The organism is Caulobacter soli, from assembly GCF_011045195.1.
GTDB classification, from domain to species: Bacteria; Pseudomonadota; Alphaproteobacteria; order Caulobacterales; family Caulobacteraceae; genus Caulobacter; species Caulobacter soli.
In genome coordinates this window covers 383,358-407,241 of sequence record NZ_CP049199.1, presented here as the reverse complement: position 1 = coordinate 407,241, position 23,884 = coordinate 383,358, and the positions used below count along the sequence as shown (strand labels likewise).

At 68.6% G+C, this 23,884-nt stretch carries 25 protein-coding genes; 11 read left to right on the top strand and 14 right to left on the bottom strand.

The features are described from left to right. Positions 1-4 precede the first annotated feature (4 nt). From phnD to G3M62_RS01910, 3 genes are all read right to left on the bottom strand, one after another. Complete coding sequence (gene phnD / locus G3M62_RS01920) at positions 5-1,030, bottom strand: phosphate/phosphite/phosphonate ABC transporter substrate-binding protein (RefSeq protein ID WP_165184285.1); 1,026 nt, start codon at positions 1,028-1,030, stop codon at positions 5-7. Then, complete coding sequence (phnC, locus tag G3M62_RS01915; protein ID WP_165184283.1) at positions 1,027-1,821, bottom strand: phosphonate ABC transporter ATP-binding protein; 795 nt, start codon at positions 1,819-1,821, stop codon at positions 1,027-1,029. The genes phnD and phnC overlap by 4 nt, the downstream gene beginning before the upstream one ends. Before the next feature lie 120 nt (positions 1,822-1,941). Beyond that, a complete protein-coding gene (locus G3M62_RS01910) occupies positions 1,942-2,382 on the bottom strand; it encodes a MarR family winged helix-turn-helix transcriptional regulator (protein WP_165184282.1) in 441 nt (146 codons plus the stop codon). A gap of 169 nt (positions 2,383-2,551) precedes the next feature. On the opposite strand from G3M62_RS01910, the gene G3M62_RS01905 reads away from it, so the two are divergent. The 7 genes from G3M62_RS01905 (at position 2,552) to G3M62_RS01875 (ending at position 9,519) form a co-directional block, all read left to right on the top strand. Continuing rightward, on the top strand, positions 2,552-3,349 hold the full coding sequence (locus G3M62_RS01905) for an alpha/beta hydrolase (protein WP_165184280.1): 798 nt from the start codon (positions 2,552-2,554) through the stop codon (positions 3,347-3,349). 266 nt (positions 3,350-3,615) lie between these two features. Next, positions 3,616-4,875 (top strand): type III PLP-dependent enzyme, encoded by a 1,260-nt coding sequence (locus tag G3M62_RS01900; RefSeq protein WP_165184278.1) that lies wholly within the window; start codon positions 3,616-3,618, stop codon positions 4,873-4,875. A gap of 293 nt (positions 4,876-5,168) precedes the next feature. Next, on the top strand, positions 5,169-6,221 hold the full coding sequence (locus G3M62_RS01895; RefSeq protein ID WP_165184277.1) for a 1,9-bis(guanidino)-5-aza-nonane synthase: 1,053 nt from the start codon (positions 5,169-5,171) through the stop codon (positions 6,219-6,221). 60 nt (positions 6,222-6,281) lie between these two features. Then, positions 6,282-7,043: an acid phosphatase gene (locus G3M62_RS01890; protein ID WP_165184275.1), complete on the top strand. Its 762-nt coding sequence runs from the start codon at positions 6,282-6,284 to the stop codon at positions 7,041-7,043. Positions 7,044-7,124: 81 nt separating this feature from the next. Continuing rightward, complete coding sequence (locus G3M62_RS01885) at positions 7,125-7,928, top strand: acid phosphatase (RefSeq protein ID WP_165184273.1); 804 nt, start codon at positions 7,125-7,127, stop codon at positions 7,926-7,928. A gap of 41 nt (positions 7,929-7,969) precedes the next feature. Beyond that, complete coding sequence (locus tag G3M62_RS01880) at positions 7,970-8,452, top strand: Fur family transcriptional regulator (protein WP_165184271.1); 483 nt, start codon at positions 7,970-7,972, stop codon at positions 8,450-8,452. A 119-nt stretch (positions 8,453-8,571) separates the two neighbouring features. Beyond that, a complete protein-coding gene (locus G3M62_RS01875; protein WP_165184270.1) occupies positions 8,572-9,519 on the top strand; it encodes a thioesterase family protein in 948 nt (315 codons plus the stop codon). Positions 9,520-9,526: 7 nt separating this feature from the next. Here G3M62_RS01875 and G3M62_RS01870 read toward each other — a convergent pair whose 3' ends face one another. Together G3M62_RS01870 and G3M62_RS01865 are read right to left on the bottom strand one after the other, a co-directional pair. Beyond that, a complete protein-coding gene (locus G3M62_RS01870) occupies positions 9,527-9,883 on the bottom strand; it encodes an ankyrin repeat domain-containing protein (protein WP_165184268.1) in 357 nt (118 codons plus the stop codon). A 5-nt stretch (positions 9,884-9,888) separates the two neighbouring features. Next, complete coding sequence (locus G3M62_RS01865; protein WP_165184266.1) at positions 9,889-10,797, bottom strand: alpha/beta fold hydrolase; 909 nt, start codon at positions 10,795-10,797, stop codon at positions 9,889-9,891. A 73-nt stretch (positions 10,798-10,870) separates the two neighbouring features. Here G3M62_RS01865 and G3M62_RS01860 point away from each other — a divergent pair, with 73 nt between their 5' ends. Then, a complete protein-coding gene (locus G3M62_RS01860) occupies positions 10,871-11,317 on the top strand; it encodes a DUF488 domain-containing protein (RefSeq protein WP_165184265.1) in 447 nt (148 codons plus the stop codon). Between the two features lie 150 nt (positions 11,318-11,467). Here G3M62_RS01860 and G3M62_RS01855 read toward each other — a convergent pair whose 3' ends face one another. After that, positions 11,468-12,259 carry an SH3 domain-containing protein gene (locus tag G3M62_RS01855; protein WP_165184263.1) on the bottom strand — a complete coding sequence of 264 codons (792 nt, stop codon included), beginning with the start codon at positions 12,257-12,259 and terminating at the stop codon, positions 11,468-11,470. Between the two features lie 90 nt (positions 12,260-12,349). Between G3M62_RS01855 and G3M62_RS01850 the strand changes: the two genes are divergently transcribed. After that, positions 12,350-13,210: a crotonase/enoyl-CoA hydratase family protein gene (locus G3M62_RS01850; protein WP_165184261.1), complete on the top strand. Its 861-nt coding sequence runs from the start codon at positions 12,350-12,352 to the stop codon at positions 13,208-13,210. On the opposite strand, the gene G3M62_RS01845 is transcribed toward G3M62_RS01850, so the two are convergent. The 8 genes from G3M62_RS01845 to G3M62_RS01810 all read right to left on the bottom strand — a co-directional run bounded on the left by G3M62_RS01845 (position 13,194) and on the right by G3M62_RS01810 (position 20,904). Further along, positions 13,194-14,261: an NAD(P)H-dependent flavin oxidoreductase gene (locus G3M62_RS01845; protein ID WP_165184260.1), complete on the bottom strand. Its 1,068-nt coding sequence runs from the start codon at positions 14,259-14,261 to the stop codon at positions 13,194-13,196. The two genes, G3M62_RS01850 and G3M62_RS01845, sit on opposite strands and share 17 nt — an antisense overlap. Before the next feature lie 143 nt (positions 14,262-14,404). Next, positions 14,405-14,641 (bottom strand): tautomerase family protein, encoded by a 237-nt coding sequence (locus G3M62_RS01840; RefSeq protein ID WP_165184258.1) that lies wholly within the window; start codon positions 14,639-14,641, stop codon positions 14,405-14,407. Between the two features lie 25 nt (positions 14,642-14,666). Next, positions 14,667-15,377, bottom strand: coding sequence for an SDR family NAD(P)-dependent oxidoreductase (locus tag G3M62_RS01835; RefSeq protein ID WP_165184257.1), 711 nt, complete (start codon positions 15,375-15,377; stop codon positions 14,667-14,669). 118 nt (positions 15,378-15,495) lie between these two features. Beyond that, complete coding sequence (locus G3M62_RS01830) at positions 15,496-16,434, bottom strand: LysR family transcriptional regulator (RefSeq protein ID WP_165184255.1); 939 nt, start codon at positions 16,432-16,434, stop codon at positions 15,496-15,498. A gap of 271 nt (positions 16,435-16,705) precedes the next feature. Further along, on the bottom strand, positions 16,706-17,941 hold the full coding sequence (locus G3M62_RS01825; RefSeq protein WP_165184253.1) for a pentapeptide repeat-containing protein: 1,236 nt from the start codon (positions 17,939-17,941) through the stop codon (positions 16,706-16,708). 69 nt (positions 17,942-18,010) lie between these two features. Continuing rightward, positions 18,011-18,970: a magnesium transporter CorA family protein gene (locus G3M62_RS01820; RefSeq protein ID WP_165184252.1), complete on the bottom strand. Its 960-nt coding sequence runs from the start codon at positions 18,968-18,970 to the stop codon at positions 18,011-18,013. A gap of 65 nt (positions 18,971-19,035) precedes the next feature. Continuing rightward, complete coding sequence (locus G3M62_RS01815; RefSeq protein WP_165184250.1) at positions 19,036-19,740, bottom strand: CHAP domain-containing protein; 705 nt, start codon at positions 19,738-19,740, stop codon at positions 19,036-19,038. Positions 19,741-19,809: 69 nt separating this feature from the next. Further along, positions 19,810-20,904, bottom strand: coding sequence for an acyltransferase family protein (locus G3M62_RS01810; RefSeq protein WP_165191163.1), 1,095 nt, complete (start codon positions 20,902-20,904; stop codon positions 19,810-19,812). A 116-nt stretch (positions 20,905-21,020) separates the two neighbouring features. On the opposite strand from G3M62_RS01810, the gene G3M62_RS01805 reads away from it, so the two are divergent. Both G3M62_RS01805 and G3M62_RS01800 read left to right on the top strand, forming a co-directional pair. Continuing rightward, on the top strand, positions 21,021-21,800 hold the full coding sequence (locus tag G3M62_RS01805; RefSeq protein ID WP_165184248.1) for a TerC family protein: 780 nt from the start codon (positions 21,021-21,023) through the stop codon (positions 21,798-21,800). A 229-nt stretch (positions 21,801-22,029) separates the two neighbouring features. Then, positions 22,030-23,598 carry an MDR family MFS transporter gene (locus G3M62_RS01800; RefSeq protein WP_165184247.1) on the top strand — a complete coding sequence of 523 codons (1,569 nt, stop codon included), beginning with the start codon at positions 22,030-22,032 and terminating at the stop codon, positions 23,596-23,598. Positions 23,599-23,884 lie beyond the last annotated feature (286 nt).

Below are 23,884 nucleotides of genomic sequence, written 5' to 3'. Positions count from 1 at the left end.
CGGTTCAGTTGGCGGGCGCGGCGACGCCGGCCTTGCCCTCGGCGACCACGCGCTCGGCCTTGATGCCGGCCAGGGCCTTCTCGGCCTCCGCCAGCTTGGCCTTGTCGCCGGACTCGCGGGCCAGGCCCACGTTCTCCAGGGCCTCCATCTCGCGCACCACCAGCAGGTGGGTGTCGTCGGCGGCCTTGAAGCCGCCCATCGACAGGCGCTTGAGGTTGGCGCGCTGCTGGGCCGCGACCGGGGTGTCGCCCTGGCCGTAGGTCAGGAAGAACTGGCGGACCTTTTCCTTGACGACCGGATCCAGGTCCTTGCGCCAGACGATCGGGTCTTCCGGCAGGGTCGGCGACTCCCAGATCACCTTGACCTTGTCGGCCTGGGCCCCGCCCTTGGCCAGCCTGTTCAGGCTGAGCGCGGTGGAGTTGTTGGTCGACGCGTCCAGCTTGTGGTTGGCCACCGCGAACAGGTTGGCGTCATGGCTGGCGCTGAGCACGGTCTTGAAGCAGGTCTCGGGCTTCTTGTTGGCCGGAATGAACAGATAGGTCATCGGGGCCAGGGTGCCCGAGGTCGACTTCTTGTCGCCGATCCCGAAGTTCAGGGTCTTGTCGCACTTGAGCAACCCTTCAACGGTGAGATTGCTGTCGACCGGAACGATGATCACCGACTTGTAGCCGTCGGTCCCCGACGGGTCGAAGGTGCGGGCGAACACCTGGCCGCCCGAACGGCGCACGGCTTCCAGGCCCGACTGGTTGGAGAACCAGCCCACGTCGGTCTGCTTGGCGCCCATAGCCACGATCAGCGACGAATAGTTGGACGAGAAAAACGGCTTCACCTTCATGCCGGTCGACTTTTCCATGTCGGCCAGGATGGGCTTCCAGTAGCTCTCCATGTTCTGGGCCGACTCGGTCGACAGGATCGAGAACACGATCGTGTCCTTGGCGACCGGCGCGGTCGCCTTCTTCTCCCCGCAGCCGGCCAGGGCCAGGACAGCGGCGAAACCGGCGACGGCGACCGTAAGGCGGCGACTGATCATTGCGGGGCTCCTTCCCAGAATACGTCCTCGAATTCCGGGCCGTAGATGTCGATGAGTTTGTCGCGGCCCAGACCGCTGGTCGGGCCGTCATAGACCTTCTTGCCGGCCTTCAGCGCCACCACCCGATCGCAATACCGCAGGGCGTAGTCGACCTGGTGCAGGGTGACGACGACGGTGAGGCCATCGGTCTTGTTCAGATCACGGAGGATCTCCATGACCTTGCGCGCCGACACGGGGTCGAGCGAGGCGACCGGCTCGTCGGCGAGGATGATCTTGGCCCTCTGGACCAGGGCGCGGGCGATGGCGCCGCGCTGCTGCTGGCCGCCGGAAAGCGTGTTGGCGCGCTGGGCGGCGTAGTCGGCCACGCCGACGCGGTGCAGGGCGGCCATGGCCGCGGCCTTCGTCTCGGCCGGCCAGGCGCCGAACAGGCCCCGCGCGAAGCCGATCCGGCCCAGCGAGCCCAGGGCGACATTGGTGAACAGGGTCAGGCGGCCGACCAGGTTGAACTGCTGGGCGATGAAGCCGATGCGAATGCGCGCCTTGCGCACCTGGTCGCTGACCTTGCCCTTGGCCTGGACCGGGCCGGCGAAGGCGGTGATCACGCCCTCGCCTTCATCGATGGTTTGAAGCCCGTCGATCGAGCGCAGCAGGGTGGACTTGCCCGAACCCGAGGGACCGATGAGCGCGATCATCTCGCCGCGACCGACGTCGAGCGAAACGGCGTCCAGCGCCCGGCGCGACCCGAAGGTCTTGGAGGCGGCGCGGATCGAGAGAACAGGGTCCGACGTCATGGTCGGGGCGAATCCTTAACGAGGTTTCCAGCGTAGGGAAATGCGTTCGTCGGTTTGGGCCATGGACGCAACGGATTTGTGACTGGCCGACGCGGAATCGAGGCGGATCAGTCCCCGCGATCAATCCCCGTGGGCGACCGCGTCGCGCAGGGCCTGGACCTGCTGGTTGAGCGCGATGATGGCGTCCACCGTCAGGCCCGAGCGCCGCAGCAGGGTGTCGGTCAGGCAGGCGGTCTGGACGCGCAGGTCGCGCCCCTGGTCGGTCAGCCGCACCTGCACCTGGCGCTCGTCCTTGGGATTGCGCTGACGATCCACGAAGCCGGCCTGCTCCAGCCGCTTGACCAGGGGGGTGATCGTCGAGGGCTCCAGCGACAGACGCTCGGCGATGGCGCCGATGGTCTGGCCGTCGCCCTCCCACAGGGTGCTGAGCACCAGGTACTGCGGATAGGTGACGCCCAGGTCGTCGAGCATGGGCTTGTAGGCGCGGTTGATCGCCATCGACGCGCCGTACAGCGAAAAGCACAGCTGACCGTCCAGCGGGACAAGGTGGGTTTCGGTCATGGCGGTCCTTACTCTCATGCTCCACGCGGCCCGAACTCGCGGGCCGAACCGCTTTTTATCACAAAAAAGCATATCGCGATAATAAACGACTAGACGGACGAATGGCGGCGATATAGCCTTTCATTATCGCGATAATGATTATCGCAATTTTATGAAAGGGAGAACCGAGATGACCCAGTTCCGCAACCTGCTCGCGTCCGCCGCCGCCCTGACCCTGGCCGCCGGCTTCGCCGTCGCCCCGGCCTCGGCCGCTCCCGCCTCCGCCTCCGCCAAGGCCGTGAAGAACATCGTGCTGGTGCACGGCGCCTTCGCCGACGGTTCGGGCTGGGAAGGCGTCTACAAGATCCTGACCAAGGACGGCTATGCCGTCAGCATCGTTCAGAACCCCACCACGAGCCTGGCCGGCGACGTGGCCATCACCAAGAGCGCGATCGCCGCCGCCAGCGGCCCGGTGATCCTGGTCGGCCACTCCTACGGCGGCGTGGTGATCTCGGAATCCGGCACGGACCCCAAGGTCGCGGGCCTGGTCTATGTCGCCGCCTTCGCGCCGGACACCGGGGAGTCGGTGTCGTCGCTGAGCGCCAACCCGCCCCCCGGCGCGGTCGCCCCGCCGATCCTGCCGCCCAAGGACGGCTACCTGCTGCTGGACCGCGCCAAGTTCGCCGCCGCGTTCGCCGCCGACGTGCCGCCCGCCCAGGCCGCCTTCATGGCCGACGCCCAGGTTCCGTGGGGTCTCGAAGCCGTGGGCGGCAAGGTCACCGTTCCGGCCTGGAAGACCAAGCACAGCTGGTACCTGGTGACGGCCGACGACCGCATGATCCCGCCCCCGGCCCAGCGCGCCATGGCCAAGCGGGCCGGCGCCACCGTCGTCGAGACGGTCGGCAGCCACGCGATCTACCTCTCCAATCCGGCGGTCGTGGCCAAATTGATCGAAGACGCCGCCGAGGGCGCCGGCCAAGCCAAATAGGCCCTCGCCTCACCCCCACGACCGGACCCCGAAGCCCGCCCCGCCGGCGCGCTTCGGGGTTCAATCGTTTTTGGACTCCGACTTTCGAAAAAACCGTGGCCGGAACAACTGCCGGCTCCTTGACAGCCAAGGCTGGAACGGGCGGTCCAATAGGGACTTTACATCCCTGCCCATTGCCCCTATTTCGCTCGCTCCGGCGGACCCGAAGTCCTCATAAGCGCTGCTAACGCCGGCCTGGGTTTAACTTTTGCAGGGGTCTACGTGAATTGCACACGTACCATAACCCCCTGGACCTGGTCCGTGAGCGGTCACCGGAACGTCCCGTCGCACTTGTGCGACCCGACGCGGTTTCCGTAGCGGCGCGCTGGTTCCAGGCTGAATTCAAAGGCGATGTCTTTTACGCGGTGAAGGCCAACCCTTCGCCGTGGGTGATCCGCGAGCTGGCGCAGGCCGGCGTGCGGTCGTTCGACGTCGCGTCCCTGAACGAGATCGAGCTGGTGGGCGAGCACGCTCCCGGCTCGCGCATGGCCTTCATGCACCCGGTCAAAAGCCGCGTGGCGATCTCGGCCGCCTATTTCGATCACGGCGTGCGGACGTTCTCGTTCGACACCCATGAGGAACTGGCCAAAATCCTGGACGCCACCGGCCAGGCCAAGGACCTGAACCTGATCGTCCGCATGGGCGTGCAGGCCGAGGGCGCGGCCTACAGCCTGTCGGGCAAGTTCGGCGTCGAGCCGCACAACGCGCCGGACCTGCTGCTGGCCGCCCGCCGCTCGACCCAGGACCTGATGGGCGTGTCGTTCCACGTCGGCAGCCAGTGCATGCGCCCGACCGCCTACCAGGCCGCCATGGCCCAGGCCAGCCGCGCCCTGGTGCGCGCCGGCGTGCTGGCCGATGTCGTCGACGTCGGCGGCGGCTTCCCGTCGATCTATCCGGGTATGGTCCCGCCCGACATGAGCGAATACCTGGCCGCCATCGACCGGGGCTTCTCGGACATGATGGTCCACGAGACCACCCAGCTGTGGTGCGAACCCGGCCGGGCCCTGGTGGCCGAGGCTTCGTCCCTGCTGGTCAAGGTCGAGCTGAAGAAGGGCGACGCGCTCTATCTGAACGACGGCTCGTACGGCTCGCTGTTCGACGCGGCCCACATGAAGTGGCCGTTCCCGGTGAAGCTGTTCCGCAAGAACGGCGAAGTCGTGGAAGAAGGCCTCAAGCCCTTCCGCTTCTACGGCCCCACCTGCGACAGCGTCGACCACATGCCCGGCCCGTTCTACCTGCCGGAAAGCGTCGACGAGGGCGACTATATCGAGATCGGCATGCTGGGCGCCTATGGCGTGGCGATGTCGACCCGCTTCAACGGCTTTGGCGAAACCGACATCGCCGAGCTGCAGGACGCCCCGATGGCCTCGATGTACGGCCTGGCCAAGCGCTCGATCCCGACCCCGCGGCCCGAGGCCGAGGAACGCAAGATCGTGCGCTTCTCGCGTCCCAAGGGCGCGGCCGGCAAGAAGCGCCGTCGTCGCTGATCCGTCGCGGTTCTGTCCTAAAGCTGCCTGAGCCGAGTTGATCAGGCCTTATAACCCGTCTCCCCGGCGAAGGCCGGGGCCCAGATGAAACCCAGAGCCGCTCTGGATGAATCTGGGTCCCGGCCTTCGCCGGAAAAACGGAGTTTGAGGGTCTGGCGATAACAGCCTAGAACCCCACCCGCTCGCCGGACGTTCTCGGTCGACGCGGCCTTTTCACTGCCCCCACCGGTCGCTCCGTCCCGGTGGATGGCTGCTCTCAACGACGGGCGTCCAAAGTCAGGGAAACCGAAGCGATGAACGCTCCCGTTCCGAACAATACCAAGGCCGAGCTGCTGCAGAACGTCGTCGAGCACATCGACATCACGTCCTTCGACGCCCGCCCGATCGTCGACGCCATGCGCAAGATGTCGTTCAGCTCGCGCGACACCGCCCGCGCCGCCGACATCTTCAACATGGCCCTGGCCGACAAGGGCTGCTCGCCCTGGCTGATCCTGGCCGGCTCGACCTCGGCCGGCGGCTGCATGCACGTCTACCGCGACATGGTGAAGAACGGCATGATCGACGCCGTGGTCGCCACCGGCGCCAGCATCGTCGACATGGATTTCTTCGAGGCCCTGGGCTTCAAGCACTATCAGGCCGCCGGCCCGGTCGACGACAACGTGCTGCGCGACAACTACATCGACCGCATCTATGACACCTATATCGACGAGGAAGAGCTCCAGAACTGCGATCACACGATCCTGGAGATCTGCAATCGCCTGGAGCCGCGCGCCTATTCCTCGCGCGAGTTCATCTGGGAAATGGGCAAGTGGCTCAGCGAAGGCAACGCCAAGAAGCCCGGCTCGCTGATCCAGACCGCCTATGAAGAGGGCGTGCCGATCTTCTGCCCGGCCTTCGTCGACAGCTCGGCGGGCTTTGGCCTGGTCAAGCACCAGAAGGAACGCATCGCCGCCAAGCAGCCCTATCTGATGATCGACGCGGTCGCCGACTTCCGCGAACTGACCGACATCAAGATCGCGGCCGGCACCACCGGCCTGTTCATGGTCGGCGGCGGCGTGCCCAAGAACTTCGCCCAGGACACCGTGGTCTGCGCCGAGATCCTCGGCGTCGAGGCCGACATGCACAAGTACGCCATCCAGATCACCGTGGCCGACGTGCGCGACGGCGCCTGCAGCTCCTCGACGCTGAAGGAGGCCGCGAGCTGGGGCAAGGTCAACACCACTTACGAGCAGATGGTGTTCGCCGAAGCCACCACCGTGGTGCCGCTGATCGCCTCGGACGCCTATCACCGCGAAGCCTGGAAGGGCCGCGAGAAGCCGCGCTGGAACAAGCTGTTCGGCAAGTGATCTTGCGACGGACGGTTTGAAAATGCAGGGTCCCCGGAAGCCATTCCGGGGACCTTTTTCATGCGCGCTCTGCTGACCGTCGGAATGGCGAGCCTGGTCCTCGTCGGCTGCGCCAGCGCGTCGGCGCCCTATCTGGCCAAGGGCGCCTATGACGGCCGCAAGGTTCTGCCGCCGCCGCCCGCCGTGGGCTCCGCCGAGGCCGAGCAGGACCGCGCGACCTTCCGGGCGACCCGCAAGCTGAAGGGCGGCGCGCGTTGGTCCATGGCCCAACGCGACGCCGACAAGGCCTCCTTGGTCCCCGCCTTCAGCTGCGCCCTGGGCGTCACGCCCACGCGCCAGACCACGCCCCGACTGGCGGCGCTGCTGCGCCGGGCCCGCCTGGACGCCAAGGCGGCGATCACCGGCCCCAAGCGGCTCTACGACCGCAAGCGGCCCTACCAGACCCAGGGCGGCCCGATCTGCGTCCGCAGCGGCGCGATCACCGCCCTGACCTCGGACTACCCTTCGGGCCACGCCACCTGGGGCTGGACCGTGGGGCTGATCCTGGCCAAGGCCCAGCCGCAACGGTCCGACGCCATCCTGGCCCGCGCCCGGGCCTATGGCGAAAGCCGGGTGATCTGCGGCGTGCACAACGCCTCGTCGGTCGAGGCTGGCCGGGTCAACGCCGTCGCCCTGGTCCAGGCCCTGAGCGCCTCGCCGGCCTTCGCGGCGGACGTGGCCGCGGCCGGCCGCGAACTCGACGCCGCCCGCGCGGCGGGGCCGGCCCCCGACGCCGACCGGTGCCTGGCCGAGGCCGCCCTGCTGGCCCGCCCCCTTTCCTGACCGCGCCCTTTCCTGACCGCCTGTCTTGATGCCGACACCTTGAAGCGTCAGTTTGGACCCAATCCCCGTCGGAGTTCCCCTATGCGCGCCAAGCTCGCCCTCGCCGCCTGCGCGGCTGTCCTGATCGGTAGCGCGGGCGGTCTCGCCCTGGCGCGCCAGGACACCTCCATGCCCGGCCTGGCCACCAGCCAGAAGGGCTATCTGGCGCCGGGCGCGCTGGACACCGTCAAGGTCCTGGCCCCCGCGCCCAAGCCCGGCGAGGCGCGCTACGAGGCCGACCGCAAGACCTTCCTGGCCACCCGCGCCCTGAAGGACAGCCCGCGCTGGAAACTGGCCCAGGCCGACAACGACGAGCGCGCCATTCTCGCCGACTTCGCCTGCGCCCTGGGCTTCACGCCGACGCCGGAGACCAATCCGCGCCTGGTCGCCCTGCTGATGAAGCTGCGCCACGACGTCGGCGACGCGGTGAACAAGCCCAAGGAGCTCTACAGGCGCCAGCGGCCGTACCTGATCGACGCGGGCGACATCTGCATCGACAAGACCGACGCCCTGGCCGCCAGCCCCGACTATCCGTCCGGCCACACCACCTGGGGCTGGACGGTCGGACTGGTCCTGGCCGAGGCCGATCCCGAGCACGCCACGGAAATCCTGGTCCGCGGCCGTTCGTTCGGGGAAAGCCGCGTGGTCTGCGGCGTGCACAACGCCAGCGCCATCGAGGCCGGCCGCACCAACGCCTCGGCCCTGGTCGCGGCCCTGCACGGCTCCAACGCCTTCCGCGACGACCTCGACGCGGTGCGGGCCGAGATCGCCGCCGCGCGCGCGAAAGCCGCCAAACCGGCCCAGTGCGACGTCGAGGCGGCGCTGATCGCCCAGACGCCGTACTGACCCAGCTTGCGCGGGAAGGTCGCGCCCTCTACCTCTTGGCCATGGCCCACGCCGCTTGCGATCATGATCACCACCACCACGGCGTCGCCGGTTCAGCCCTCGAAGCCGAACTGGCCGCCGCCGAGGCGCGCTGCGGCGCCGCCGACCAGCGCCTGACCCCGCCCCGCCGCCGGGTGCTGGAACTGCTGCTGACCGCCGGCCAGCCGGTGAAGGCCTATGACCTGATCGCCAGCTTCGCCGTCGATGGTCCGCCCGCGAAGCCGCCCACCGTCTACCGGGCGCTGGACTTCCTCGAGAAGCAGGGCTTCGCCCACCGCATCGAGAGCCTCAACGCCTATGTCGCCTGCCGCAAGGAGGCCGACGGCCACGCCGCCGCCTTCCTGATCTGCGACTGCTGCGGCGCGACGCGCGAGATCGAGCCCAAGGCCAGCGCCGAGATCATCGCCGCCGGCGCCGCGGCGGGCTATGCGCTGACCGGGGTGACGATCGAAGCGCACGGGCTGTGCGCGGATTGCCGGAACTAGAAGCTGGCGCATCCAAATCCCTCTCTCTTTGAGAGAGGGAGGGGGAGTTAGGGTCGATTGCCGAACCTGACCAAACCCCGTTACGCTCGAACAACCGTTCACCCATCGAGACCGCCATCATGACGCCTCCCGAGACCCTCCCCGGCGTCGAGATCTGGCGCGGGGGCGTCAACACCTGGGACTGCGACGAGATGGGGCACATGAACGTGCGCTTCTACGTCGTGCGCGCCATGGAGGGCCTGGCGGGACTGGCGGCTGAGTTGGGCCTGCCGCACGCCTTCTCGCCCCACGCCAACGCCACCGTCGTCGTCCGCGAGCAGCACATCCGCTTCCTGCGCGAGGCCCATGCCGGCGCGGCCCTGCACATGCTGGGCGGAGTGATCGAGATCACCGACACCGAGGCCAAGGTGCTGCAGCTGCTGGTCCACACCGCCACCGGCCAGCTGGCGGCCACCTTCCAGACCACCATCGCCCATGTCACCCCGCGCGAGGGCGAGGCCTTCCCCTGGCCGCGCGTCGTCCACGAGCGCGCCGCCGCCCTGAAGGTCGAGGTTCCCGAACAGGCCCGGGCCCGCAGCCTGGACCTGTCGCCGTTCGAAACCACAGCCAGCCTGGAGCGCGCCAACGCCCTGGGCCTGGCCCGGATCGGCCTGGGCGCCCTGTCGCCGACCGATTGCGACGTGTTCGGACGAATGCGCGCCGAACAATTCATCGGCCGGGTCTCGGACGGCATCGGCGCCTTCATCGGCCCGTTCCGCGACATCGTGGTCGAGCACGCCGAGACCAAGCCTGCGCGGGTCGGCGGGGCCGTGCTGGAGTACCGCCTGGTCCAGCTGGCCTGGCCCCGGGCCGGCGACCGGGTCGAACTGCGCTCGGGCCTGATCGGGACCGAGGGCCGGGCCATGCGCGTGGTCCACTGGATGGTCGACCCGACCACCGGCAAGGCCTGGGGCACGTCCGAAGCCGTGGCCATCACCTTCGACCTCGACGCCCGCAAGGTGGTGGCGATCAGCGACGCGGCCCGCGCGGCGCTGGGGACGAAGGCGGTGGCGGGACTGGCGCTCTAGCCCCGCCCTACAACAGCTCGAACAGATGCACCTGGTCCGCCAGCATCGCCACTTCGAGCGCGGTCTGATCCCACTCGTTCTTGGCGTCCAGGTTCGCGCCCAGCTCCAGCAGCACGGCGACCACCGAGGCGTGCCCCGCCGCGGCGGCGTAGTGCAGCGGGGTGAAGCCCCGATCGCCGGGCAGGTCGATGCGCCCGCCCAGGCGGACCAGGTCGCGGACATCCTGGGCCTGGCCCATGCGCGCGGCCAGATGCAACAGGGCGTCCCTGGCCGAGCCGAGGGTGTTGGGATCCTCCAGGACCGCCCCGGCCAACTCCGGATGCGTGGCGTAGCGCGCCGCCACCTGTGCGAACGTCCGCGTCATGCCGCCTAGGCCGTCGCCATCTCGAAGATCGCCTCGCGCGCCAGGTCGGGGCGCTCCATCGGCAGGAAGTGGCTGGTTCCGGCCACCGTCTCGACCTGGATCGCCGGATGGCGGCGCATCAGGCCCGCGCCGTCGCCGACATGGGCGGTCGAGCCCCTCTCGGCCTTGAGGATGCGCGCCGGGCAGCCGATGCGGCCCATGGCCCGCCAGGGATCGTTGGCCTGGGCGCAGTAGTTGGACGCCTCCCAGGCCGGGGCGCAGGCCAGCTCGACCTTGCCGTCGTCGCGGTCGCGGAAACCACCGCCCACATAGTCGGCCAGCATGGCCTCGGGCCAGGTCCTGAAGGCCCCGCGCCCACGATAGGCGGTGAAGGCGGCCTCGCGGCTGTCGAACACCGCCCGGCGGCGCAGCGCGCCCTGCACCATTGGCATGCGCTTCCACAGCGCGCCGGAGGTCCAGGGCAGGTGGGCGTAGAGGGCCATGATGCGGGGCATGATCACCGGGTCCAGCAGCACCAGGCCGCGCACGGCCTCTGGTCGCGCGGCGGCCGTCAGCAGGCTGACCGTGCCGCCCATCGAATGGCCGGCCAGCACGACAGGTCCTTGGTCCAGCACCGTCAGCAGGGCCAGCAGGTCGTCGCGCAGGTCCAGCCAGTTTCGGCGATGGTCGGGATCGGCCGCCAGGCGGCTGGAGCCGTGGCCGCGCTGGTCGACCGCCAGGATTCGCAAGCCGGCCGACAGCGGGGCCAGCAGGGCCCGATAGGTCTGGCCGTTGAAGCCATTGGCGTGGACGAACACCACGTCGACCGGCCGGTCGGTCGGCCCGAACTCCAGCACCGCCATCTCGCCGGCCCCGGCGCGGCTGGCGATCGGGATGAAGCGTCGGCGAGGGTCACGAAAGACGGCCGCGTCCATGGCGGGAAGCTCCTGTAGCGGCTGCTGGCTCCTAAGGTAGGCGCACGGCGTTACCTCGTCCATGGAGACGCCCATGAAACCGCTTACCCGCCCCTTGGCGACCATCGGCTACGAGACCGACACCCTGGACGGCATGATCGCCAGGCTGAAGGCCGCCGGCGTGGAAACCGTGGTCGACGTCCGCGCCGTGGCCGCCTCGCGCCGGCCCGGCTTTTCCAAGACCATGCTGGGCAACAGCCTGAGAGCCGAGGGGATCGACTATGTCCACCTGCGGCCGCTGGGCACGCCCAAGGCCGGCCGAGAGGCGGCGCGGCGGGGGCGCACCGAAGAGATGCGCGAGATCTTCCACGCCCATCTCGCCGAACCGTCGGCCCAGGTAGCGCTGGGCGAGGCGACCGCTCTGGCGGGCGAGAAGCGGATCGCCCTGCTCTGCTACGAGACTGAGGCCCGATGCTGCCACCGGGCGATCGTGGCGGACGAGATTCGGGCGCGACTGAAGTGCGAGGTGGTGGACCTGTAGGAGTCTGGCGTGGTGAACACTTGCCCCCTACGGGCCGCTCCGCGGCCGTCTTCCCCCAGAGGGGGAAGAGCCTAAGCGCGCAGGCTCCGCCCCCTATGGGGGCGGACAGGCGGCGAAGCCGCCAGGTGGGGGCAAGTGCTCAGGCCTTCATCAAGCCGGCGTCAGCTGCCACTCGCCGCGCCCGTCCTTGCAGGCGCTGTAGCGCTCGCTGGTCGGGCGGTCGTTACGGGTGCTGATCGAGGCGTTGATGATCCGGCAGCTGGGCGCCGGGCCGTAGCCGCTCTTGTTCAACAGCGAGGCGGCGACATAGCCGACGCCGTAGCCGTTGCGGCCCACCAGCAACCAGTTGCTGTTCGGCGCGCCGCCCAGAACCTCGACCCGCTCGCCGGCCGACAGCTTGCCGACCACCTTGCCGCCGGTCGACGGACCCGAGCGCAGGTTGGCGGTCGAGCGGGCGGTGTAGTCGCCGCCGACGGCGTCATAGCTGCGCAGCACGTCGACGCCGCGCTCGAAGCGCAGGCCGTCGCCGCTGATCGGCGGGCCGTAGGACGAGGACACCACGTCGATGCGGCCCGAGGCGCCGGTGCGCGAATTGCTCCAGGTTTCCGAGCCGCCGTTGTCCAGGGCGCGCTTGGTGGCCTGTTGGGCCAGGGCCTGGTCGGTCGACTGCATGCGGCAGCCGATATAGGCCCCCGCCGCCGCGCCGGCCGCGCCGCCCAGCACCGTGCCGAGGGTCTTGTTGTCCTTGGCGACCGTGCGGCCCAGCAGGGCGCCGGCTGCGGCCCCGATCAGGGCTCCGCCTTCCTGCTTCTTGCCCGAACCTTCGCAGCCGAACAGGCCGCTGATGCCCTTCGACTGGGCCACGGCGGGCACGGGCGCCGTGACCAGCGCGCCGAGGACGGCGGCGGCCGTTAGGCTGGTGGCGATCAGGGATCTGGCCATGACGTGTTTCCTTCGCGTGGGCTTCCGTAGGGGCCCGGTTGGCGTCCAGCAGGCGCGTGATACAAGTGATCAACGATAAGGGAGATCAGCATGAGCGCTCAGGACAAGGTTAACTATAGCTGTTTCGATGTCGAGATCGAGACAGGCGTGGCGCATATTCGTCTGCAAAGACCCGAAGCCCTGAACACCATGACGCGGGCCTTCTGGAATGAATTGCCGGCGATCATTGCCGATATAGACGACAACGCTCGCGCGCGTTGCATCGTGATCTCTTCAACCGGCAAGCATTTCTGCGCCGGCATGGACTTGTCGGTGTTCACCGACGGCGAGGGCGTGACCGGGGGCGAGGCCGCCGACCGCTTCGTGGCCGCCGAAAGCTTCCGCCGCCACGTGCATCACCTGCAGGACACCTTCACCTGCCTGGACCAGGCCCGCATGCCGGTGATCGCCGCCATCCAGGGCGGCTGCATCGGCGGGGCCGTCGACTTCACCAGCGCCTGCGACATCCGTTACGCCAGCGCCGACGCCTTCTTCACGATCCACGAGATCAACATCGGCATGACCGCCGACGTCGGCACCTTCCCGCGCCTGTGCAAGCTGATCCCCGAGGGCTGGGTGCGCGAACTGGCCTACACGGGTCGCCGCCTGCCCGCCGCCCGGGCCCGCGACATCGGCCTGGTCAACGAGGTGTTCGCCACCCACGAGGAGGTGATCGCCCACGCCCTGGAGACCGCCCGCGAGATCGCGTCCAAGTCGCCCCTGGCCGTGGCCGGCAGCAAGGTGATGATCAACTACGCCCGCGACCACGCGATCCGCGACAGCCTGGACTACATCGCCACCTGGCAGACGGGCATGTTCTCGCCGCCGCACATGCTGGAAGCCTTCCAGGCCAAGGCCCAGGGCCGCGAGCCGGTGTATCCGGACCTCGTACCGCTCAAGAAGCGGATGTAGGCGCCGCGCCGGCCAGCCTGCGCGTCAGGTCGGCGGACGACATGGGTCTGGCCAGGCGGAAGGCCTGGCCGGCCCATAGCGGGGTGAAGTCGCCGCGCCCGGCGGCCTCGGTCGCCTTGCGCAGGGGCAGGACGGCCGCCGTGGCCGTCGGGAAGGCCGGGGGCAGGTCGGACAGCGGGCCGAGCTCGGCCATGAAGCGATTGACGATCCCGCGCGCCGGGCGACCGGTGAACAGGTTGGTGAGCGCAGTGGCCTCCTCGGCCGAGGTCAGGGCCCGGCGATAGACGGCCGAGATCCCGGCTTCCGGGGTCAGCAGATAGGCCGTACCGACCTGGGCCGCGTCCGCCCCGAGCGCGAAGGCGGCTTCGACGCCGCGACGGTCGGCGATCCCGCCGGCGGCGATCACCGGGACCGAGACGGCGTCGGCGATGCGGGGGATCAGGGCGAAGGTCCCGACCTGGGCGCTCATGTCGTGGGTCAGGAAGTTGCCGCGGTGGCCGCCAGCCTCCACGCCCATGGCGATGACGGCGTCGACGCCGCGAGCCTCCAGCCATTGGGCCTCGGCCACGGTCGTGGCGGAAGAGAGCACCTTGGCTCCGGTGCGCTTGACCCGCTCCAGAAGCTGCGGCGACGGCAGGCCGAAATGGAAACTGACCACCTCGGGCCGATAGTCCTCGACCACCGCGCAGAAGGCCTCGTCGAACGGCGCGCGGCCGCCGGCCGGCAGGGGCATGTCCGGATCGAGCCCGGCCTCGACATAGTAGGGCGCCAGTCGTGCGCGCCAGGCGGCCTGGCGGGCGGGATCCTCGGCGGGCGTGACGTGGGCGAAGAAGTTGACGTTGATCGGCTTGGCCGTGCCGGCGCGCACCATGTCCAGGGCCGCGCGCAGGTCGCTCTCGGCGTAGACGGCGCTGGGCAGCGAGCCCAGGCCACCGGCGTTGCTGACGGCGATGACCATGTCGGTCGTCGTCGCGCCGGCCATCGGCGCCTGGATGATCGGCAGATCGACGCCGAACAGGTCGAGCAGGCGGTTGGGGTTCGAAGAGGCCATGGCTGGCGTCCTTGTTACAAAAATAGCGGAACCGAAACCTCGTCCTTCGACAAGCCCAGGATGAGGTTTCCGACTGCCGAGGCCTACGCGATGGTCCTCATCCTGAGCTTGTCGAAGGACGAGGACCACGCATGGGGCAGGCTCTAGGTCTCGCCGGCGGTTCGCCGTCGCCGGAACTCCAGGGCGGGCAGACCGCCCCACCCCCAGTTCTCCAGCGCCACCTCCTCGATGACCACGAAGGTCGAGTCCAGGGGCTTGTGCAGCACGTCGAGCAGCAGCTGGCTGACGCCGGCGATCAGGGCGGCCTTTTCGTCGGCCGTGACGGCGTCGCGCCCGGGGCCCGAGCCCTCCCGCGTAACCTGGATGGTGACGATGGGCATGGCGATCTCCCTCGCGGCTCTAGGCCTAGTGACCGGCGCTCTGGCCGCCGTCGACGTGCAGGATCTCGCCCGTCACGAAGCCGGCGGTCTCAAGATAGAGCACGGCCTCGACCACGTCGCGGATCTCGCCCAGGCGACCCACCGGATGCAGGCCGGCCAGGAAGGCGTGGGTTTCGGGCGCATGCATCGGCGTCTTGATCACGCCCGGCGACACCGCGTTGACCCGCACGCCCTTGTTGGCCAGCTCGATGGCCAGCGACTTGGTCGCCGAATTGATCCCGCCCTTGGTCAGGCTGGCCAGCACCGAGGGCACCTCGGCGTTGGCGTGGTCGGTCAGGCTGGTGGTGATGCTGACGATGTGGCCCGAGCCCTGCTTGATCATCTCGGCGGCGGCGCGCTGAGTGACGTGGAAGAAGCCGACCAGGTTGGTCGAGAGGTTGGCCTCGAAGTCCTCGGCCGTGAAGGCGGTGAACGGCTTGGCGGTGAAGATCCCGGCGTTGTTGACCAGGGTGTCGACCCGGCCAAAGCGGGCCAGGGCTTCGGCGACCACGCGCTCGGCGGTGGCCGGATCGCTGATGTCGCCGGCCACGGCCAGGATGTCGGGATCGGCGCCCTGCTTGATCGAGCGCGACGTGGCCACGACCCGATAGTCGCGGTCGCGATAGGCCTTGACCAGGCCGGCGCCGATGCCTTGCGACGCGCCGGTGATGATGGCGACTTTCTGCGGGTTGCTCATGACTTGCCTCGTTGACGTTGAGGGCCCGGCGGACCCGATGACGACAATCTCGGCTCATTCCGAAAACAGCTGAATATGCGACAATTGGCAGACACTCTTCCGCAAAACGACGGAATGGCTATTGCGGCGCCAAGGCTTCCGCCTCCGCCGACAACCGCGCGAAGGCCGCCTTCAGGCGGGGCGCGGCGAAATCCAGGAAGGCGCGGACCTTCGGGACCGAGGTCCGGCCGTGGGGCGTGATCAGGTGAACCGGCAAGGGCGGCGGCTCGGCGTCGCGCAGCAGGATCCGCAAGGACCCGTCCAGCACCCGCTCGGCCACGTGATAGGTGTAGAGCCGCGTCACGCCGCGTCCGTCGACCGCCGAGGCCAGGGCGGCCCGCACGCTGTTGACCACCAGCCGTGGCTTGAAGTGCACCGAGCGTGCGACCGCCGCGCCCGGCGCGGGCGGAAAGACCCAGGTGTCGTGGCCGAAGTGGGTGGTGGTGACGATCTGGTGCTGGGTCAGGTCGGCCGGCTCGACGATGCGCGGGTGCTGGTCCAGGTAGCGCGGCGCGGCGACGATCACCCGCTTGACGTCACCGCCCACCCGCAGCGCGGTCATCGAGGAGTCCGGCAGCTGACCGACCCGCAGGGCGACGTCGATGCCCTCCTCGACCAGGTTGGCGTGGCGGTCCAGCAGCAGCAGGTTCACCGCCACGCCGGGATAGGCGTCCAGATAAGCGTCGATGACCGGGCGCAGGATCTCCTCGCCGCTGATCGGCGGGGCGGTGACGGTCAGCAGGCCGCGCGGCGCCGAGCGCTCGCCCAGGGCGATCAGGTCGGCCTCCTCCAGGTCGACCAGCACCCGGCGGCAGGCGACGGCGTAGCGTTCGCCGGCTTCGCTGAGCCGCAGCGAGCGCGTGGTGCGGTGCAGGAGTTCGGCTCCCACGTGGTTTTCCAAGAAGGCGATCGCCCGGCTGACCGCGGCCGGCGACCGGCCCAGCTTGCGCCCGGCCCCGGCCAGGCTGCCCTCGTCGAGGGCCGTGACGAACACCCGCATCGCCTCGATACGATCCATGCGGCCTTCCGGTGTTCGTTAGAGTGAACGTTAGATCGAAGGGATAGCGCCGGCTACTGGAACAATCCAGGAAAGCTGACCGGCGTCAGCGCACACGTCCTTTGACCGTCATTCCCGCCCTTGTGGCGGGAACCCCTCTATCCGCCGCAGGTGCGGATGAATGGCGCGCCAGCGCGCCAAGACGTCTCACCGTCAGCTGAACCAGGGGTTCCCGCCACAAGGGCGGGAATGACGACTGAATGGGGAGATCGCATCTGAATGTCGGAGAACTTCAGCCCTCGAACCCTTCCGGCAGCTCCGCGCTGGTCAGGTCGCACCCGTCCAGCTTGCAGCGGCCCAGGTCGGCGTCGATCAACCGCACCCGCCGGGCCGAGGCCCCGGTCAGGTCCGCGCCGCGCAGGACGGCGCGGCTGAGGTCGGTGCGCAGAACCCGGCCCTGGGCGATGGTCAGCGGCCCCAGCTTGGCGCCGGAGAGATCGGCCCGCGACAGCTGTGCCCCCACCAAGCGCGCGCCGCGCAGGTCGGCCCCGCGCAGATTGACCCCGCGCAGGTCGGCGTCGGCCAGGTTGGCGCCCTGCAGCTGGACGTTCTCCAGGTTCATGCCGAAGAAGATCGCGCCCGGCGCCGACAGGCCGGCCAGCCGGCGCCCCTTCAGGCGCTTCAGCGGCCGGAAGTCGACCATCGGGATCTTGGCCACCACGCCGTCGCGGCCGTCGCTGGTCACGAACAGCTCGTGGGCCTCCAGCACCTCATGCAGGGGCGCGTCATCGACATAGATGATCGGCGGCGGCGCGCGCAGCACCTCGGTCATGTCGGCGCCGTCGAAGGTGGTGCCGGCCAGGTCCGCCCCGGTCAGCACCGCCCGGCGCATGGAGGCGCCGCTGAGGTCGGCGTTGTAGAGATTGGCCTGGGAAAGGTTGGCGCCGTTCAGGACCGCCCGGTTCAGCCGCGCCCCCTGCAGACTGACCCCGCAGAGGTCGGCGTCGGTGAGGTCGGCGACCTGGGCGAAGCCCTCGCCCACCTGGGCGCCGTCCAGCCGGGCCCCGCGCGTGACGGCGTGCTCCAGCTCGCCGCGCCGCGACCGGTGCTGCAGGATCTTGAAGCCCTGGGCGCTATTCTGGGTGGCGGTGATCCCCTCGCGCAGATCACAGCCCGACAGATCGGCGCCGCCCAGATTGGCCCCACGCAGGCAGGCGCCGCGCAAGTCGCAGCGCGAGAGGTTGGCCTGGCGCAGGTCGGCGTCGCGCAGGTCGGCGCCGTACAGGGTCGCCCGTGTCAGGACCGCGCGCGAGAGCAGCGCGCCCGACAGCCGCGCCCCGGTCAGGTCGGCCTCGGACAGGTCGACGCCCTCCAGATCGACATTGTCGAGATCGGCGTAGGAGAGGTTGGCGCGCGCCCCGGCCGGCAGCCCCTTCAGGTAACGGGCATGCGCCTCGATCGCGGCCTTCAACACCTTGGGCGGAAGCGAACGGATCAGGCTCTGAGAGGTGGCGGGGGCGGCGGACATTCAGGGGGGCTCGATTTGGGCGAACCCTGGCATGTCAGCTTTAAGGAAAGGTTTGGTCTGTGCGGATTGTCACAGCCAGCCGCGCCTTTTGAACCACAGCAGCGGCCCGGCCGCGGCGACGATCATCAGCACCAGGGCGAACGGATAGCCGTGCAGCCAGTTCAGCTCGGGCATGTGGGTGAAGTTCATGCCGTAGATGCCGGCCACCAGGGTGGGCGGCAGGAACATCACCGAGAACACCGAGAAGATCTTGAAGATGGCGTTCTGCTCGATGTTGATCAGGCCCAGGGCCGCGTCGAGCAGGAAGGTGATGTTGCCCGACAGATAGCCGGAATGGTCGGTGATCGACTGGACGTCGCGTTGCAGCGATTTGAGGTGATCGCGCAGTTCCTTGTCGCCGTCGAACTGGTCGGCCAGGGCCGCGAAGCTGAGCAGGCGGGCCAGGCTGACCAGGCTGTCGCGGGCCTTGGAATTGACGATCTGGGCCCGGCCCAGGCGGTTGAGGATCGCCTCGAACGCCGCGCCGCGCGGCCGGCTGAAGATGATCCGCGACTGGGTCTCGACCTCGCCGGAGGTGCGTTCCAGGATGTCGGCGGTGCGGTCGATCACCGCGTCCAGCAGACCCAGGAACGTCTGGGCGCCGCCGGGGCACAGGCTGGGCTGGCGCTCGGCCTGGGCGGCGAACACCGAAAAGGCCTTGGGCTCGACATAGCGGATGGTGACCAGGCGATCGCCGGTCAGCACGAAGGTCACGGGGGCGGCGGTGGGCAGGTCGCCGTCGGCGTTGACCAGCACCGTGGCGGTCATGAACGTGCCGCCGTCTTCCTGGTAGAGACGCGAGGAGGCCTCGATCTCGGCCATCTCCTCGCGGGTGGGCAGCAGCAGGCCGATCGATTTCTCGACCGCCACTTCCTCGGCGCGACTGGGCGAAACCAGTTCGACCCACACCGCGTCGGCGGGCAGCGCCCAGTCGGGCGTCAAGCCGCCGAGCTCGAAACCCGGCGCGCCATGGCGCAGCACCCTCAGCATGGGAAAACCGTGTTGCTCACGCCCGTCACCTCACGCCTTGGGCATGGCCCACGGCGCGCACGACGTCAACGCGTGGCTTGCGTCTTGTCGGTGTCTTGCGACGACGCCGGGCCTTGGGATTGGGCGATCAGGGCGGCGATGCGGTCGGTCGAGTCGGCGGCCTGGTTGATCATGTCCAGCGGCGAGGACACGCGCACCGAGGCGGCGACCTGGTTGGCGGCGGACTTGGCCAGCGAGACGGCGGCGTTCTGGGCCAGGGCCAGCTTGCTGGTCGCGGCGGCGATCGTGACCGCCTGGTTGTTCTGATAGATGAAGCCGTGGGTCGGATAAACCGTGGTGCCGAGGTCGCGAATCGGGTCGTACCAGACCTTCACTTCGCTCCAGTCGCCGGCCGGCGAGACGTCGACGACGGTGACGTCCTTTTCGATCTGACCGCGACCGCCGTCGATGATCGACCAGTTGGCGTGGGTCACCTGGATCACGCGATCGGTCAGCACCTGGCTGACGAAGGCGACGTGGCCGAGGTTCATGCGGGCGGTGGGCTTGAAGCAGAGAACCGCGCCGGCGCGGGGCACGAAACCGGTGTCGTACTTGCCGACCGCCTGGCTCCACCAAGTGCGGGCGTCGCCGAAGATCTGGATGCCCGACATCAGACGCGCGAACGGAACGCACTGCCAGTACCCGTCAGCCACGGCGCCGGACATCGGCACAAGGCTGATCATGGCGGCAGCGGCCAGGGAACCCCAGAGGGCTCTCGTCCGTTTCGTCATGCTTGGGTACTCCCCCACGTCACTGGGCTAAGGGATAACCCTCGCAGGGAAATATGAAAAGTCTGTTTATCAGGCTTTCGCCGTGGCAGGACGTCGCTCCCGCCAGCCCTTCGCCCAAGTTTTCATGCGCTCACGCATCGGCTTTTCGATGATGTGATACGACAGCGCCGACAGCGGGACCAGTGCGGCCACGATTAACAGCCAAGCATAGGCCGGCAGTTGATCTCCATCGATCTTGAGAAGCTTCTCCGCGGCGTTCACCGCCAGGATCTTCCACGGGATGCAGATCATGTAGGTCGAGTAGCTGATCTCGCCCAAATACACGAGCGGCGCTTGAGACGCGAAGCGCGAGCCGGTCGCGGCCAGGGCCGCCAGCATGACGATCAGGGCGCCCAGCGTGATAATAATGAACGGATCGGGCGCGCCGAAGTGCACGGCCAGCAGCACGGCGGCGCCCGCCAGGCAGGCGCCCACCCCCGAAAAGCGGCCGGTGACGAGGCCCGAGCGCCACAAGGCGTGCAGGGCGCAGCCATAGGCGAAGCACGGAACGATCCTGAGGAAACCCCAGCGGATGGTCGCCTCGGTCAGCGAGAAGCCCGCCAAGGCCTGGAACAGCGGATAGAGGCCGGCGATCAGGGCCAGGGCCAGGCCGACGGCCAGGCGCGGACGATCGCGCAGCCGCCAGGCGGCCCAGGCGAAGGCCGGGAAGCTGAGATAGGCGAACCACTCGGCCGAGATCGACCACGACGGATGGTTCCAGCCCGACACCGGCGCGAAGCCCCAAGCCTGGACCAGCAGCAGATTGGCCGGCAGGGCGCTCCAGGCCAGCATGTTCGGGTCGACGGCGATCCCGGCCAGGCCGGCGACCGCGGCCATCAGTCCCACCCCCGCCAGGGTGACCAGGTGCAGCGGATAGACCCGCGCCAGCCGGTTCCACAGGAAGTCGCCGTACTTGAACCGCCCGCCGCCGAAGCCTTGCAGATAGACGTGGCAGAGGATGAAGCCCGACAGGGTGAAGAACGCCTCGACGCCCAGATAGCCCTTGCCGATCATCGCCGGCGGCGCCGCCACCGAGAGGTTGGGCCAGTAGTGGTACATCACCACCCAGAAGGCGGCGAAGAAGCGCAGCGCCGTCAGGGGCTTGATATTGGCGGCGTCTGGCATCATGTCGACTCTTGGTTTGGCGAAGCCTGGGGGCTTCCGTCGCGTTCCTTGCATGGACGGCGCCTCTTGAGGGGGAGGCGCAGACGCGTTTTCCAAACCGAACTTAGATCGGTACGATGAACGAACTCCTTCACCTCGCCGCGGACCCAGCCGTCTGGGCCGCCCTGGTCACGTTGATCGTCATGGAAGTCGTGCTTGGCATCGACAACCTGGTGTTCATTTCCATCCTCTCCAACAAGCTGCCGCCCGAACATCGACAGAGGGTGCGTCGGATCGGCATTTCGTTGGCCCTGATCATGCGACTGGTCCTGCTGTCGACCATCGCCTTCATCGTGGGCCTGACCGCCCCGGTGTTCGACCTGGGCCTGGCCGGACCGCTCTCTCACGGCGAACCGACCTTCGAGACCGCCTTCTCGTGGCGCGACCTGATCCTGATCGCCGGCGGCCTGTTCCTGATCTGGAAGGCCACCAAGGAAATCCACCACAGCGTCGATCCCAACACCGGCGACGCCGCGCCCGACATCAAGACGGCGGCCGTGTCCAACGTCGGCGGGGCGATCGTCCAGATCATCCTGCTGGACATCGTGTTCTCGATCGACTCGATCCTGACCGCCGTGGGCATGACCGACCACCTGCCGGTGATGATCATCGCGGTGATCGTCGCGGTGGGCCTGATGATGGTGGCCGCCGATCCGCTGGGCAATTTCATCAACGACAACCCCACCGTCGTGATGCTGGCCCTGGGCTTCCTGCTGATGATCGGGGCGGTGCTGATCGCCGAGGGCTTCGGGGTCCACGTGCCCAAGGGCTACATCTACGCGGCCATGGCCTTCTCGGCCGGGGTCGAGGGCCTGAACATGCTGTCGCGGCGCAAGGGCGGTCCGCCCAAGCACTAGCACCGTGCGTGGTCCTCGTCCTTCGACCGGCTCAGGATGAGGACCATTTGCAGGCCTGACAGTCGAAGACCTCATCCTGAGCTTGTCGAAGGACGAGGTCTTCGCTCCCCAACCTCGAGATTATCGCGCGAGCGTTACAGGCGGCGCGCCCGCCACCGGAACGACGTTCTGGCTTGCGGACCACGCGGCTCGCCCGCATGAAACGGACCGACGACGCCGTGGGGACCGTATGACCACCCAGACCTTCACCGACACCGAGCGGCGGCTGACCATGGCCGCGCTGATGATCGTCTTCCTGCTCAGCGCCCTGGACCAGACGGTGGTCTCCACGGCCATGCCGCGGATCATCGCCGAGCTGAACGGCCTGACCCTCTACGCCTGGGTCACCACCGCCTATCTGCTGACCTCGACGGTGATGGTGCCGATCTGGGGCAAGCTGGGCGACATCTACGGCCGCAAGCCCATCCTACTGATCGGCATCGGCATCTTCCTGGCCGGCTCGTGGTTCGCGGGGCTGTCGGGCGAGTTCGGCCCGGTGCTGGGCATGAGCGGCATGGTCCAGCTGATCGTCTGCCGCGCCCTGCAGGGCGTCGGCGGCGGGGCGCTGTTCACCACCGCCTTCGCGATCATCGCCGACCTCTATCCGCCGCGCGAGCGGGGCAAGTTCGCCGGCCTGTTCGGCTCGGTGTTCGGCCTGGCCAGCATCCTGGGCCCGCTGATCGGCGGCTATTTCACCGACCACGGGACGGTGCATATCGGCGCGCACACGATCGCCGGCTGGCGCTGGGTGTTCTACGTTAACCTGCCGCTTTCCCTGCTGTCGCTGTTCATGGTGCTGGTCAAGATGCCGCCGCTGGAGCACCGGCGCTCGGGCGCGGTGGACTATGTCGGCGCCATCCTGCTGGTCGCCGCCTTCGTGCCCCTGCTGCTGGCGCTGAGCCTGGGCGGCCACGACTTCGCCTGGAGCTCGCCCCAGAGCCTGGGCCTGTTCGCCTTCGCCGCCGTGGCCCTGGCCGCCTTCCTGTTCGTCGAGAGCAAGGTCAGCAATCCGATCCTGCCGCTGCGCCTGTTCGCCAACCGGGTGTTCGCCGCCGCCAACGGGGCCGGCTTCCTGCTGTCCATGGCCTTCCTGGGCGTGGTGACCTTCCTGCCGCTCTACATGCAGCTGGGCCTGGGGGTGGACGCCACCACCAGCGGCCTGGCGATCCTGCCGATGATGGGCGGGCTGATCGTCAGCTCCACCGCCGCCGGCCAGATCGTCAGCCGGACGGGCCGGTACAAGCCCCTGCTGATCGCCGGCGCCGTGCTGCTGATGACCGGCTTCTGGCTGCTGAGCCGCTGCGGCGTCCACACCACCCTGCCCGACCTGTGCTGGCGGATGGCCATCGTCGGCCTGGGACTGGGCCCCAGCCAGAGCCTGTTCAACATCGCCATCCAGAGCTCGGTCGAGGTGCGCGACATCGGCGTGGCCACCAGCTCCAACCAGTTCTTCCGCCAGATCGGCTCGACGATCGGGGTGGCGATCTTCGGCGCCCTGCTGACCCATCGCCTGGCCAGCGAGGGCCAGGGGCTGGACCTGGGCGCCCTGCAGGGCATGGCCCTGAAGGCCACCGCCCAGGGCGCGGCCCGTCACGCCGACCCGGCCCTGGCTCAGGCCCTGACCCACGCCCTGACCGGTGTCTTCGCCGGCGGCATCCTGGTGACCGGGCTGGGCCTGGCAGCGACCCTGCTGCTGCCGACCATCACCCTGCGCGGGCGCATGCCCGTGGAGCCGGTGCTGGAGAAGGAACCGGTCTAGGGGTCAGCGCGAACACCCTCTCTCTTAGAGAGAGGGAGGGACCCGCCGCGAAGCGGTGGGAGGGTGAGAGGTTTCACCGCCCGCCGGAAAATCCCGATTCTTTCGGCTGCGCAGCCTCCAGGAAACTGATCACGCATATCGCTATGAGCGCGACCAAAAACCAGACTCTGGCAGAAGAGCTCCCTCCCAATCCCAGCGCGGTCGTCGACGATCGCCCGATCGTGCTTCGTTCGGAGAGATTGTAACCTCTCACCCTCCCACCGCCTGCGGCGGCGGGCCCCTCCCT

Bases quoted from the DNA above. Each gene is read 5' to 3' on its own strand.
- G3M62_RS01830 (WP_165184255.1), bottom strand. From the start codon at position 16,434: ATGGATCGTATCGAGGCGATGCGGGTGTTCGTCACGGCCCTCGACGAG.
- G3M62_RS01810 (WP_165191163.1), bottom strand. From the start codon at position 20,904: ATGCCAGACGCCGCCAATATCAAGCCCCTGACGGCGCTGCGCTTCTTC.
- G3M62_RS01840 (WP_165184258.1), bottom strand. From the start codon at position 14,641: ATGCCCATCGTCACCATCCAGGTTACGCGGGAGGGCTCGGGCCCCGGG.
- G3M62_RS01880 (WP_165184271.1), top strand. From the start codon at position 7,970: ATGGCCCACGCCGCTTGCGATCATGATCACCACCACCACGGCGTCGCC.
- G3M62_RS01910 (WP_165184282.1), bottom strand. From the start codon at position 2,382: ATGACCGAAACCCACCTTGTCCCGCTGGACGGTCAGCTGTGCTTTTCG.
- G3M62_RS01820 (WP_165184252.1), bottom strand. From the start codon at position 18,970: ATGCTGAGGGTGCTGCGCCATGGCGCGCCGGGTTTCGAGCTCGGCGGC.
- G3M62_RS01845 (WP_165184260.1), bottom strand. From the start codon at position 14,261: ATGGCCTCTTCGAACCCCAACCGCCTGCTCGACCTGTTCGGCGTCGAT.
- G3M62_RS01835 (WP_165184257.1), bottom strand. From the start codon at position 15,377: ATGAGCAACCCGCAGAAAGTCGCCATCATCACCGGCGCGTCGCAAGGC.
- G3M62_RS01885 (WP_165184273.1), top strand. From the start codon at position 7,125: ATGCGCGCCAAGCTCGCCCTCGCCGCCTGCGCGGCTGTCCTGATCGGT.
- G3M62_RS01855 (WP_165184263.1), bottom strand. From the start codon at position 12,259: ATGGCCAGATCCCTGATCGCCACCAGCCTAACGGCCGCCGCCGTCCTC.
- G3M62_RS01860 (WP_165184265.1), top strand. From the start codon at position 10,871: ATGAAACCGCTTACCCGCCCCTTGGCGACCATCGGCTACGAGACCGAC.
- G3M62_RS01875 (WP_165184270.1), top strand. From the start codon at position 8,572: ATGACGCCTCCCGAGACCCTCCCCGGCGTCGAGATCTGGCGCGGGGGC.
- phnD (WP_165184285.1), bottom strand. From the start codon at position 1,030: ATGATCAGTCGCCGCCTTACGGTCGCCGTCGCCGGTTTCGCCGCTGTC.
- G3M62_RS01805 (WP_165184248.1), top strand. From the start codon at position 21,021: ATGAACGAACTCCTTCACCTCGCCGCGGACCCAGCCGTCTGGGCCGCC.
- G3M62_RS01815 (WP_165184250.1), bottom strand. From the start codon at position 19,740: ATGACGAAACGGACGAGAGCCCTCTGGGGTTCCCTGGCCGCTGCCGCC.
- G3M62_RS01850 (WP_165184261.1), top strand. From the start codon at position 12,350: ATGAGCGCTCAGGACAAGGTTAACTATAGCTGTTTCGATGTCGAGATC.
- G3M62_RS01890 (WP_165184275.1), top strand. From the start codon at position 6,282: ATGCGCGCTCTGCTGACCGTCGGAATGGCGAGCCTGGTCCTCGTCGGC.
- G3M62_RS01905 (WP_165184280.1), top strand. From the start codon at position 2,552: ATGACCCAGTTCCGCAACCTGCTCGCGTCCGCCGCCGCCCTGACCCTG.
- G3M62_RS01865 (WP_165184266.1), bottom strand. From the start codon at position 10,797: ATGGACGCGGCCGTCTTTCGTGACCCTCGCCGACGCTTCATCCCGATC.
- G3M62_RS01800 (WP_165184247.1), top strand. From the start codon at position 22,030: ATGACCACCCAGACCTTCACCGACACCGAGCGGCGGCTGACCATGGCC.
- G3M62_RS01895 (WP_165184277.1), top strand. From the start codon at position 5,169: ATGAACGCTCCCGTTCCGAACAATACCAAGGCCGAGCTGCTGCAGAAC.
- phnC (WP_165184283.1), bottom strand. From the start codon at position 1,821: ATGACGTCGGACCCTGTTCTCTCGATCCGCGCCGCCTCCAAGACCTTC.
- G3M62_RS01825 (WP_165184253.1), bottom strand. From the start codon at position 17,941: ATGTCCGCCGCCCCCGCCACCTCTCAGAGCCTGATCCGTTCGCTTCCG.
- G3M62_RS01870 (WP_165184268.1), bottom strand. From the start codon at position 9,883: ATGACGCGGACGTTCGCACAGGTGGCGGCGCGCTACGCCACGCATCCG.